Annotated in this window: 9 protein-coding genes; 4 read left to right on the forward strand and 5 right to left on the reverse strand. The window is 71.6% G+C overall.

Features of this window, described 5'->3' with window-relative positions:
- Positions 1-6: 6 nt before the first annotated feature.
- Positions 7-1,644 (forward strand): cation acetate symporter, encoded by a 1,638-nt coding sequence (locus ACFWE2_RS05840; RefSeq protein WP_377223294.1) that lies wholly within the window; start codon positions 7-9, stop codon positions 1,642-1,644.
- A 79-nt stretch (positions 1,645-1,723) separates the two neighbouring features.
- On the opposite strand, the gene ACFWE2_RS05845 is transcribed toward ACFWE2_RS05840, so the two are convergent.
- On the reverse strand, positions 1,724-4,051 hold the full coding sequence (locus ACFWE2_RS05845; RefSeq protein ID WP_377223267.1) for an FdhF/YdeP family oxidoreductase: 2,328 nt from the start codon (positions 4,049-4,051) through the stop codon (positions 1,724-1,726).
- A 78-nt stretch (positions 4,052-4,129) separates the two neighbouring features.
- Here ACFWE2_RS05845 and fdhD point away from each other — a divergent pair, with 78 nt between their 5' ends.
- The gene (gene fdhD, locus ACFWE2_RS05850; protein WP_377223268.1) at positions 4,130-4,942 is read left to right on the forward strand and encodes a formate dehydrogenase accessory sulfurtransferase FdhD; all 813 of its coding nucleotides are present in this window, start codon (positions 4,130-4,132) and stop codon (positions 4,940-4,942) included.
- Here fdhD and ACFWE2_RS05855 read toward each other — a convergent pair.
- A complete protein-coding gene (locus ACFWE2_RS05855; RefSeq protein ID WP_377223269.1) occupies positions 4,915-5,796 on the reverse strand; it encodes an alpha/beta hydrolase fold domain-containing protein in 882 nt (293 codons plus the stop codon). The two genes, fdhD and ACFWE2_RS05855, sit on opposite strands and share 28 nt — an antisense overlap.
- A 28-nt stretch (positions 5,797-5,824) precedes the next feature.
- Here ACFWE2_RS05855 and ACFWE2_RS05860 point away from each other — a divergent pair, with 28 nt between their 5' ends.
- Positions 5,825-6,313 (forward strand): MarR family winged helix-turn-helix transcriptional regulator, encoded by a 489-nt coding sequence (locus tag ACFWE2_RS05860; RefSeq protein WP_377223270.1) that lies wholly within the window; start codon positions 5,825-5,827, stop codon positions 6,311-6,313.
- 12 nt (positions 6,314-6,325) lie between these two features.
- On the opposite strand, the gene ACFWE2_RS05865 is transcribed toward ACFWE2_RS05860, so the two are convergent.
- The 3 genes from ACFWE2_RS05865 to ACFWE2_RS05875 form a co-directional block, all read right to left on the reverse strand.
- Positions 6,326-6,484: a hypothetical protein gene (locus tag ACFWE2_RS05865; protein ID WP_377223271.1), complete on the reverse strand. Its 159-nt coding sequence runs from the start codon at positions 6,482-6,484 to the stop codon at positions 6,326-6,328.
- Positions 6,485-6,486: 2 nt separating this feature from the next.
- On the reverse strand, positions 6,487-7,878 hold the full coding sequence (locus ACFWE2_RS05870; RefSeq protein WP_377223295.1) for an OFA family MFS transporter: 1,392 nt from the start codon (positions 7,876-7,878) through the stop codon (positions 6,487-6,489).
- A gap of 105 nt (positions 7,879-7,983) precedes the next feature.
- Complete coding sequence (locus ACFWE2_RS05875) at positions 7,984-9,276, reverse strand: serpin family protein (RefSeq protein ID WP_377223272.1); 1,293 nt, start codon at positions 9,274-9,276, stop codon at positions 7,984-7,986.
- Positions 9,277-9,486: 210 nt separating this feature from the next.
- Here ACFWE2_RS05875 and ACFWE2_RS05880 point away from each other — a divergent pair, with 210 nt between their 5' ends.
- Positions 9,487-11,892, forward strand: a complete 2,406-nt coding sequence (locus ACFWE2_RS05880) for a Tex family protein (RefSeq protein ID WP_377223273.1) — start codon at positions 9,487-9,489, stop codon at positions 11,890-11,892.
- Positions 11,893-11,899 lie beyond the last annotated feature (7 nt).

Raw genomic sequence — 11,899 nt, forward strand, 5'->3', positions numbered from 1 at the left:
ACCGTCATGGCCGCGGCAGCGGCGACGAACGTCGGCAACGTCTGGATCAACATCGGGATCTTCGCCGCGTTCGTCGTGGTCACCCTGGTCGTCGTCTTCTGGGTGTCCCGGGAGAACAAGACCGCGGCGGACTTCTACGCCGGTGGCCGCAACTTCACCGGCACGCAGAACGGCGTCGCGATCGCCGGCGACTACCTGTCCGCGGCGAGCTTCCTCGGCATCGCGGGCGCCATCGCCATCAACGGGTACGACGGCTTCCTGTACTCCATCGGCTTCCTCGTGGCCTGGCTCGTGGCGCTGCTGCTGGTCGCCGAGCTGCTGCGGAACACAGGCAAGTTCACCATGGCGGACGTGCTGTCGTTCCGGCTGAAGCAGCGGCCGATCCGGCTGGCCGCCGCGCTGTCCACGCTCGCCGTCGTGTTCTTCTACCTGCTGGCGCAGATGGCCGGCGCGGGCGGCCTCGTCGCACTCCTGCTCGGCATCACCGACAAGGCCGGCCAGGGCCTCGTCATCGCGATCGTCGGGACGCTCATGATCCTGTACGTGCTCGTGGGTGGCATGAAGGGCACCACGTGGGTGCAGATCATCAAGGCGACGCTGCTCATCCTGGGCGCCGGCATCATGACGATCTGGGTGCTCGCGCTCTTCGGCTTCAACCTCTCGGCCGTCATGGAGGGGGCCGTGAGCATGGCCGGCGACAAGGGCGAGACGATCCTCGAGCCCGGTCTGCAGTACGGCGCGACGGCCCTGTCGCAGCTCGACTTCCTGTCCCTCGCGCTCGCCCTGGTGCTCGGCACCGCCGGCCTGCCGCACGTGCTGACGCGCTTCTACACCGTGCCGTCGGCCAAGGAGGCCCGCAAGTCCGTGGTCGTGGCGATCTGGCTGATCGGCATCTTCTACCTGTTCACGCTGGTGCTCGGGTACGGCGCCGGTGCACTGGTCGGCCCCGAGGTGATCCTCGCGGCACCCGGCGGGCAGAACTCCGCGGCCCCGCTGCTCGCGTTCCAGCTGGGCGGCGAGATCCTGCTCGGCATCATCGCGGCGGTCGCGTTCGCGACCATCCTCGCGGTGGTGGCGGGCCTGACGATCACGGCGGCGACGAGCTTCGCGCACGACATCTACGCCTCGATCATCAAGAAGGGTCAGGTGGCGCCGGACGGCGAGGTCAAGGTGGCCCGCTGGACGGTGGTCGTGATCGGCGTCATCGCGATCATCGGTGGCATCTTCGCCAACGGGCAGAACATCGCGTTCCTCGTGGCGCTGGCGTTCTGCGTCGCGGCGTCGGCGAACCTGCCGACGATCATCTACTCGCTGTTCTGGAAGCGGTTCAACACGTCCGGCGCGCTGTGGAGCATCTACGGCGGCCTGATCTCGACGATCGTGCTGATCATCTTCTCGCCGGTCGTGTCGGGCAAGCCCGCCGACCCGGTCACCGGGCTCAGCAAGTCGATGATCAGCAACCCGGCCATCGACTTCCACTGGTTCCCGCTCGACAACCCGGGCATCGTGACCATCCCGCTCGCGTTCGTGCTCGGCATCGTCGGCACGTTCCTGAGCAAGGAGCAGTCGCACCCCGAGAAGTACGCCGAGATGGAGGTCCGCTCCCTCACGGGCGCGGGCGCGGAAAAGGCGACCGCCCACTGACCTGACCCACCCCGTTGAGTGCTGGGTATTTGTGCGATCTGAAGGCCTGATCGCACAAATACCCAGCACTCAGCTGTTGTCAGGTGGCGGCTGCCTCCAGGCGGATGACTATCGACTTCGAGGCCGGGGTGTTGCTGCCCTCCGCCGTGTGGTCCAGCGGCACCAGCACGTTGGTCTCCGGGAAGTAGGCCGCGGCGCAACCCCGCGCCGTCGGGAACGCGACGGCCCGGAACCCCTGGGCGCGACGCTCCTCCGTGCCGCCGTCCCGGGCGGGCCACTCGCTGACCAGGTCCACCGTGTCGCCGTCGGCGAACCCGAGGGCCGTCAGGTCCTCGGGACGCACGAACACGACGCGCCGTCCGCCCTTGACGCCGCGGTACCGGTCGTCGAGGCCGTAGACGGTGGTGTTGAACTGGTCGTGCGAGCGCACCGTCTGGAGCAGCAGGCGGCCCTCGGGGACCTGGACGACCTCGAGCTCGTTGACCGTGAAGTTTGCCTTGCCCGTCGCCGTCGGGAACAGGCGGGCGTCGCGCGGCGGGTGGGGCAGCACGAACCCGCCGGGTTCGGCGACCCGCCGTTCGAAGTCGTCGAAGCCGGGCACGACACGCGAGATCGAGTCGCGGACGCGCGCGTAGTCGCTGCCGAACTCCTCCCATGGTGTCTGGTCCTCGGGGCCGAGGGTGCGGCGGGCGAGGTCGCAGAGGATGTCGGTCTCGCTGCGCAGGTGCTCGGACGCCGGGTCCAGCCGCCCCCTGGACGTGTGCACGACGCTCATCGAGTCCTCGACGGTCACGACCTGCTCGCGGCCGCCCGTGCGGTCCCGCTCGGTGCGCCCCAGGCAGGGCAGGATCAGGGACCGCCTGCCGGGCAGGACGTGCGAGCGGTTCAGCTTGGTCGAGACGTGCACCGTGAGCGGCACGTCGCGCAGCGCGGCCTCGGTGACGGCGCTGTCCGGGGTGGCGGCTGCGAAGTTGCCGCCCACCGCCATGAAGACCCGCAGCCTGCCGTCGCGCAGGGCCCGGACCGTGTCGACGACGTCGTACCCGTGGGCGCGCGGCGGCTCGAAGCCGAACTCCGTGCCGAGGGCGTCGAGGAACGCCTCGGTGGGCCGTTCCCAGATCCCCATGGTGCGGTCGCCCTGCACGTTGCTGTGCCCGCGTACCGGACAGGCGCCCGCGCCGGGCCGGCCGACGTTCCCGCGCAGCAGGAGGAAGCTCACGACCTCACGGATGGTCGCCACCGCCTGCTTGTGCTGGGTCAGGCCCATCGCCCAGCAGACGATGATCTTGTCCGCCGCGAGGACGTCGCCCACGAAGTCCTCGATCTCCGACCGGTCCAGGCCGGTGGCCGCGTCGACGTCGGCCCAGTCGAGGCTGCGCCACGCGGCCGCGGCATCGGCGAAGCCGGAGGTGTGCTCGTCGATGAACGCACGGTCGAGCACCCCGGGGTGCCCGGCCGTGCGTGCGTCGTCATCGGCTTCCAGGAGCAGGCGGTTGACCGCCTGGAACAGTGCCAGGTCGCCGGCGAGGCGGACCTGCAGGAACCGGTCGGCGAGCTTGGTGCCCGGTCCGACCACGCCGCGCACCCGCTGCGGGTTCTTGAAGGTCTGCAGCCCGGCCTCGGGCAGCGGGTTGATGGCCACGATCCGCGCGCCGCGGTCCTTGGCCTCCTCGAGCGCGCTGAGCATGCGCGGGTGGTTGGTCCCGGGGTTCTGCCCGACGACGACGATCAGGTCGGCGTGGTCGGTGATGTCCTCCAGCGAGACGCTGCCCTTGCCGATGCCCAGCGTCTCGACCAGGGCGGTGCCCGAGGACTCGTGGCACATGTTCGAGCAGTCCGGCAGGTTGTTCGTGCCGAGCTTGCGCGCCAGCAGCTGGTAGACGAACGCGGCCTCGTTGCTGGTGCGGCCCGACGTGTAGAACGCGGCCTGGTCCGGCGAGTCCAGGCCGCGGAGCTCGGCCGCGACCAGGTCGAGGGCCTCGGCCCAGGACACCGGCCGGTAGTGGTCGGCGCCCTCCTCGCGGAGCATCGGCTCGGTGAGGCGGCCGGACTTGCCCAGCCGGTGGTCGGTCCAGGTCGCCAGCTCGGAGATCGGGTGCTCGGCGAAGAACGCGGCGTCCGCGCGCTTGCGGGTGGACTCCTCGGCGACGGCCTTGGCGCCGTTCTCGCAGAACTCGGCGAGGTGCGGCTTGCCGGGTTCGGGCCACGCGCAGCCGGGGCAGTCGAAGCCGCCGTGCTGGTTGAGCAGGGGGAGCGTGCGCAGTCCGCTCGCGACGCCCGCCTCCCCGAAGACGTGGGCCAGCCCATGGACCACCCCTGGCACCCCCGCAGCAGTGTCCTTGGGTGGCCCGACGCGCAGGCTCTGCTCGGGGGCGTCGGTGCGGGCCTCGTCGCTCACGTCTGTCACGCTGCCGACCCTACGCCGGACTTCACCCCGTGTGGAGTGGACGAACAGATCGGCCGGTGCGGGTGCGAGACTGGCGGCATGGGAGTCGTCACCGACCGACGGCGCGTCGTCCGCGTCCGCGAGGGCGCACGTGCGGAACGTCCGGACACGCTCGCCGTCGAGGAGCCGCTCATGGTCCGGCTGGTCGGACCCGGTCCGGCGCCCGGAAGCACCACGCTGACCGTGACGATGCGTACACCCGGTGACGACTTCGACCTCGTGGCCGGCTGGCTGGTCTCGGAGGGCGCGGTGGCCACGCCGGGCGACATAGTGGCGATGCGGTTGTGCCCGGACGAGGACAACACCGTCGAGGTGGCGCTCGCGCGCGGCGTGGAGCCCCCGCGGCAGCGGGCCTTCGCGACCACGAGCGCGTGCGGCGTCTGCGGGTCGGACACCGTGGTGGAGGTGCGGGCAGGGCTGCGCTGGCCGGTCAGGAGCGACCCGGTCACCGTCGGCTCGGACGTGGTCCTGGCGCTGCCCGACCGGCTGCGCGAGCGCCAGCGTGCCTTCGACCGGACCGGCGGCCTGCACGCGGCAGGCCTGTTCACCGCGGACGGCGAGCCGCTGTACGTGCGCGAGGACGTCGGCCGCCACAACGCCGTCGACAAGGTGGTCGGCGCGGCGCTGCGCGACGGCGCCCTGCCCGCCGCCGGGACGATCCTCCAGGTCAGCGGGCGGGCGTCGTTCGAGCTGGTGCAGAAGGCCGCGCGGGCCGGCATCCCGGTGCTGTCGGCCATCTCGGCGCCGTCAACGCTGGCCGTCGACCTCGCCGACGAGTGCGGCCTGACCCTGCTCGGCTTCGTGCGCGGCGACTCGATGAACGTCTACACGCGGGCGGACCGGGTGGTCTGATCCGCCGGACGGCGGTCCTGCCCGAGCACGCGGACGAGGAACGCCGCCGCGCTGTCCATCGCCCGTGCCGCCGTGGGCTCCGTGGCGTGGTGGTGCTGGAACACGTGCGGGCTGCCCGGGTAGACCTCGAGGGTGACCTCCACGTCCGCTGCGGCGGCGCGGGCGGCGAGGGCCGTGGAGTCGTCGAGCAGCACCTCGTACGTGCCGACCTGAAGCAGGAGCGGCGGCAGGCCGCGCAGGTCGCCCAGCAGCGGGCTCGCGAGCGGAGTGCCGGGGTCGGCGCCCTCCGGGAGGTACTCGTTCGCGTACTCCTGGATGTCGGCGGCGTCGAACACCGGGTCGACGCTCTCCTTGCCGGTGAGGCTCGCGCCGGACAGCGACAGGTCGAACCAGCCGGAGAAGGCGACGGCGCCGGCGGGCAGCGGGAGCCCGGCGTCCCGCGCGGCCAGCAGCGTCGCCAGGGCGAGACCGCCACCCGCCGAGTCGCCCGCGAGAACCACGCGTGCCGGGTCGTTGTCGTCGAGCAGCGCCCGGTAGGCGGCCAGCGCGTCGTCGACGGCCGCGGGGAACAGGTGCTCGGGAGCGAGCCGGTAGTCGAGGGACAGCGCGCGCAGGCCGGCCCGTGCGGCGAGCGCGGCGGTGAGCGGGACGCCGGTGCCCGCGTCGCCGATCACGTAGCCGCCACCGTGCAGGTAGAGCAGCACACCGGCGTCGTCGGCGACCGACGGTACGGCGACGTCCAGCGCGGGGACGCCCCCGAGGGCGGTCTCCGTCACCTGGGTGCCCTCAGGCACCGGCAGCTGGCCGAACGACGCGTAGAAGGTGCGGAGCTCGGCGAGCGACTTCTGGTCCATTGTTCCTCCATGCCCGAAGATAGATTCCATGGAAGCCAAACAAGATTCCCGGGAATCTATTCCCCTGGATGCGGGACTCGCCGGCGCGCGGCTGGTCGACGATCTCGTCCGCGTCGAGGTGCGGCTCTATACCCTGCTCGACGCCCGGCTGCGTGGGCTGCACGGCCACGGGCTGGGCCGGATCGACCTGCTGCGCGTGATCGCGGAGGTTCCCGACTGCCGGGTCTCCGACGTGGTCCGGCGGCTCGGCATCACGGTCGGCGCCGCGAGCAAGGGGGTCGAGCGGCAGGTGCGCGACGGCCTCGTGCACCGCGCCGCCAACCCGGAGGACGGCCGCTCGTCGTTCCTCGCGCTCACACCCGCCGGGCAGCGGATCCTCGACGAGGCGCTGCCGACGCTCGACCAGGAGGCGGCAGCGGTGCTGCGGGGCACGGGGGTGCCCGATGGCGACCTCGCGCACCTCGCGCGGATCCTCGCGGCGGTACGCGGTGCGCTGGAGGACGGCCGCGCGAGGTGAGGCCGGACGGCCCTACCCCGTGAACAGCGGGATGACGCTCCTGATCGTCTGGAAGAGGCCGTAGGCCAGCGGGACGGTCACCACGAGCCAGGTGATGACCAGGCGCGGCACCTGGTTCGACGTCGGCTCCGGGGCCGGTCTTCCGGCCTGCGTCGTGGTCTGCTCCGGCATGGTCACACCTTTCCCTCGGTGAGCGTGTCGGCCCGGCTCGGCGCCTCGTGGAACCGCGCGGCCACGGGGCGGATCAGGATGTTGGCGACGAAGCCGACCGCCAGCACGGCGACCATGGTGAACAGCGCGGGCCGGTAGTCGGCGGCGACCAGCTCGCCGGGGGTCCCCTGGGCGTCGAGGAACCCGTTGATGATCAGCGGGCCGGCGATACCGGCCGCGGACCACGCGGTGAGCAGGCGGCCGTGGATGGCGCCCACCTGGAACGTGCCGAACAGGTCACGCAGGTACGCCGGGACCGTGGCGAAGCCGCCGCCGTAGAACGAGAGGATCACCGCGGCGACGAGCACGAAGATCACCGTTGAGAGGTGCCCGACGGTCGCCAGCAGCAGGTACAGGATCATCCCGACGCCCAGGTACATGACGTAGGTCGGCTTGCGGCCGATGTAGTCCGACGTCGACGACCACACGAAGCGGCCGGCCATGTTGAACAGGGACAGGAACGCGACGAACCCAGCCGCTGTCGTCGGCGCGACGGACGAGGTGCCGCCGTCACGGAAGAAGTCCTGGATCATCGGCGAGGCCTGCTCGAGGATGCCGATGCCCGCCGTCACGTTGCAGAACAGCACCGTCCACAGGAACCAGAACTGCGGGGTCCTGATCGCGTTCGCCGCCGAGACGTTCGCGGCCGACACCATCGGCTTGGCCGCCACCGCACCGGCGTCGAACCCTGCGGGCGCCCAGCCGGGCGGCGGGACCTTCACCGTGAAGACGCCGAGCATCATCACGAGGAAGTACACGATGCCCAGCGTCACGAAGAGCGAGGTGACGGCGCCGCCGGAAGCCACGGAGGTGGGATCGGACGGGTCGTAGCCGCTGTCGTAGAACGCCATGAGCTGGCGCGAGAGCGGCGAGGCGACGAGCGCGCCGCCGCCGAAGCCCATGATCGCCATGCCGGTGGCGAGCCCCGGCCGGTCCGGGAACCACTTGATCAGCGTGGACACGGGCGAGATGTAGCCGATGCCCAGCCCGATGCCGCCGATGAAGCCGTACCCGAGATACACGAGCCACAGCTGCGACGTCGCGATGCCCAGCGCCCCGACGAGGAACCCGGAGGCCCAGAAGCAGGCCGAGGCGAACATCGCGGCCCGGGGACCTGCCCGCTCCACCCACGTTCCCAGCACCGCCGCCGAGAGCCCGAGCATGACGATCGCGATGGAGAAGATGACGCCGATCGCCGTCAGGCTCGACTCGAAGTGCGCGACCAGCGCGTTCTTGTAGACGCTGGTCGCGTACGCCTGGCCGATGCACAGATGGATGGCGAGCGCCGCCGGCGGGATGAGCCACCTGCTGTAGCCGGGCTTGGCCACCGTGTGCTCGCGGTCGAGGAAGGACAACGCCACGAAAGCACCTCCTCGTGCTCGGGGGATCCGGTCGCAGGGGAGTGCGCTTTCACCCGTTCGCTGCGCACGCTACTGGCGGCCGGATGCCCCGGTCAATGGTCAGTGCTGCGGGCTGCGCACCGCCGCGAGGAACAGGGGCAGGCCGGTCTCGGTGTGGGCGATCCGCAGCAGGTAGGGGCGGTCCACGTGCATGGTGACAGCGGGGTCGGTGGGTACGGCGCCGCTCGCCTCCATGGCGATCTCGGTGGTGGCGGCCGCGACCGTACCCGCCTCGTCCAGGCTCAGGTATGCCTGCTGCAACACCTGGCTGACGTAGAGGTCCTCGGTGGTCGTGATGCCGGACAGGTCGGGGGCGTCGTACAGCCCGCCGAGGCCCGCCGCTCTCAGCGCCGGCTCCAGGTCGAGCGTGGGCGGTTCGAGCTCCAGGGACGGCATCGCCAGGTCCACGAGCCGCGGTGACCCGGCGTCGAGCGCGGTGGTGAGAGCGGCCAGGGTCTCGGGCGTGACGTCCGCGGGTTCGGTACCGGCGGGAGGCAGCAGGACATCGGCGTGGAACGCCTCCACATACGGCAGCCGGACGGCGGCCCACCCGTCGCTCTCCGCATACGCGAAGCTCTCCGCTGCGTGCAGCATCTCGGTGGGCTCGGTCCCGGACGGGCCCGTGAAGTCCTTGTCGGCGGTCGAGTACTCCGCGAACGGGGTCTCCCAGCGCGCCGCGAGCAGGATCGCGTTCTGCAGGACCAGGCGCAGCCTCAGGCTGGGCTCGACCGCCGACTTCTCGATCAGGCCACCGGTGTGGTGGTTCACCCAGGAGTCGAGGACCCGCTTGCCTTCCGCGCTGCCCAGATCCGTGCGCTGGACGCCGGCGTCGAACGCCGTGGCGATGCGGTCGAGATAGGCAGGGTCGACCTCGAGCCCGTCGTCCAGCACCGCCTGGTTCGCCAGGTGCAGCATCGGTTTCTCGGGCAGCTCGTCCTCCTGCGCGACACCCGGGTCGCCGTCGTGCTCCGCGAGCGCGCCCTGGAGGGCGTTGTAGGTGGTCGTGCGGTCTGCACCCGAGGTGCCGAGCGCCGCGTCCAGAGCCGCCGCCGTGTCGCCGTCGGCACCCTCGGCGAGCAGCGCCAGGGCGAAGGAGAGCGACGCGGGGGAGACAAGGGCGTTCTCCTCCGGTTCAGTGGTCGCACGCAGCGCGAGCAGCCCCAGCTCCTCGGTGGCGCGGACGGCGTCGGCGCTCGCGGGCGCGTCGGCGACGGCGATCACCGTTCGTTCCGCGTCGGAGCGCTCCAGGCCCTCGTCGGCGGCAGGGCCGCAGGCGGTCAGGGTGAGAGCCGCGGTCGCGGCCATCGCCGCGGTCGCCGTCGTACGGCGGTGGGTGGGGCTGGGTCGCTGCACTGTTCCTCCTGGGGATGGCCGGCGCGGGAGCGCCCGCGGCGAGGTTCTGACCTCTTGTGTGCCGGCCCGCGTGGGGCTTGCAGCGGTTCGTGGAGGGCCGCTCAGGTCGTCATCATGACCCGGCTGTCTGACGCGCCCGGTGGATGCGACAAGTGTCAGTGGCTCCGGGCACAATCTGTCCCGACCTTCTAGGAGTGAGGTAAGGGACAAGTGGCGAGTATCAATCAGCGGATCGCTGAGGAGCTGGGCGTTCGAGAGGGGCAGGTGGCTGCTGCGGTCGACCTGCTCGACGGCGGGGCGACGGTGCCGTTCATCGCCCGCTACCGCAAGGAGGTCACGGGCACGCTCGACGACGCGCAGCTGCGCACGCTCGAGGAGCGGCTGCGGTACCTGCGCGAGCTGGAGGAGCGGCGCGCGGCGATCCTGTCGTCGGTCCAGGAGCAGGGCAAGCTTGACGACGAGCTGCGCGCCCAGATCTTGTCGGCGGAGACCAAGTCGCGCCTGGAGGACATCTACCTCCCGTACAAGCCGAAGCGGCGCACCAAGGCGCAGGTCGCGCGCGAGGCCGGCCTGGAGCCACTCGCCGACGCGCTGCTCGGCGACCCGTCGCTCGACCCGACGGCGGCTGCCGGCCCCTACGTCGACGCCGACAAGGGCGTGGCGGACCCGGCCGCGGCGCTCGACGGCGCCCGCGCGATCCTCGTCGAGCGCATGGGTGAGGACGCCGACCTGATCGGCACCCTGCGCGAGCGGCTCTGGCAGCGCGGCCGCATGCTGTCCACCGTCCGCGACGGCGCACAGGAGAAGGGCGCGAAGTTCTCGGACTACTTCGAGTTCGCCGAGTCGCTGTCCAGCCTGCCCTCGCACCGCGTGCTCGCCCTCTTCCGGGGTGAGAAGGAGGACGTGCTGGACCTGACGATCGAGCCGGAGGAAGGCGTCGAGGCGGGGGTGCCGACGTCCTACGAGGCGACCATCGCGCACCAGTTCGGCATCGCGAACCAGGGCCGCCCTGGCGACCGCTGGCTCGCCGACACCGTGCGCTGGGCCTGGCGCACCAAGATCCTCGTGCACCTCGGCATCGACGTGCGGCTGCGCCTGCGCTCCGAGGCGGAGGAAGGGGCCGTGCGCGTGTTCGCGACGAACCTGCGCGACCTGCTGCTCGCCGCGCCCGCCGGCACGCGGGCCACGATGGGCCTCGACCCCGGCCTGCGCACGGGCGTCAAGGTCGCGGTCGTCGACGCGACGGGCAAGGTCGTGGAGCACGCGACGATCTACCCGCACGCGCCGGCGAACCGCTGGGACGAGTCGCTCGCGACACTCGCCACCCTGGCCAGGAAGCACGACGTCGACCTCGTGGCGATCGGCAACGGGACGGCCTCGCGCGAGACCGAGCGCCTGGCCGCCGACCTCATGAAGAAGGCACCGGAGCTCGGCCTGACCAAGGCCGTCGTCTCGGAGGCTGGGGCCTCCGTGTACTCGGCGTCCGCCTACGCGAGCACGGAGCTGCCCGACCTCGACGTGTCGATCCGGGGTGCCGTGTCCATCGCGCGCCGCCTCCAGGACCCGCTCGCCGAGCTCGTGAAGATCGACCCCAAGTCGATCGGCGTCGGCCAGTACCAGCACGACATCACCGAGACCAAGCTCTCGCGGTCGCTGGACGCGGTGGTCGAGGACTGCGTGAACGGCGTGGGCGTCGACCTCAACACCGCGTCGGTGCCGCTGCTGTCGCGCGTCTCCGGCATCACCTCGACGCTCGCGGAGAACATCGTGGCCTACCGTGACGCCAACGGCCCGTACGCGTCCCGTGCGGCACTCATGAAGGTCCCGCGACTGGGTCCCAAGGCGTTCGAGCAGTGCGCGGGCTTCCTCAAGGTCTCGGGCGGCGACGAGCCGCTGGACGCGTCGTCGGTGCACCCCGAGGCGTACCCGCTGGCACGGCGCATCGTGACGGCGGCGGGCGCCGACGTGCGGGCCCTCATCGGCAACGGGAGCGCGCTGCGCACCCTCAGGCCCACCGACTTCGTCGACGAGACGTTCGGTCTGCCCACGGTGACCGACATCTTCGCCGAGCTGGAGAAGCCGGGCCGAGACCCGCGGCCCGCGTTCGTCACGGCCTCCTTCGCGGACGGCGTCGAGAAGCTCGGCGACCTGGTGCCCGGCATGGTCCTGGAGGGCCAGGTCACCAACGTCGCGGCGTTCGGCGCGTTCGTGGACGTCGGCGTGCACCAGGACGGCCTCGTGCACGTCTCGGCGATGTCCAAGAACTTCGTGAGCGACCCGCGCGAGGTCGTGAAGTCGGGCGACATCGTCAAGGTGAAGGTCATGGACGTCGACCTGCAGCGCAAGCGGATCGCTCTCTCGCTGCGCCTGGACGACGAGATCGGTGCGGCCGGCGGCCGCACCTCCGGTGGCTCCCGCTCCGGCGCGGAGGGTTCGGGCGGGCAGGGCGGCGGTCAGCGCGGCGGACGTCCGGGTGGCGGCGAGGGTCGCGGCCGCAACGGGCGGGGCCAGGGTGGTCCGGGTCAGGGCGGTCAGGGCGGCCAGGGTGGCCGCGGTCGTCCCGCGCCCGCCGACACCGCGATGGCGGACGCGCTGCGCAAGGCCGGGTTGGTCTGACACGTCG

The organism is Promicromonospora sp. NPDC060271, from assembly GCF_042726755.1.
GTDB lineage: Bacteria > Actinomycetota > Actinomycetes > Actinomycetales > Cellulomonadaceae > Promicromonospora.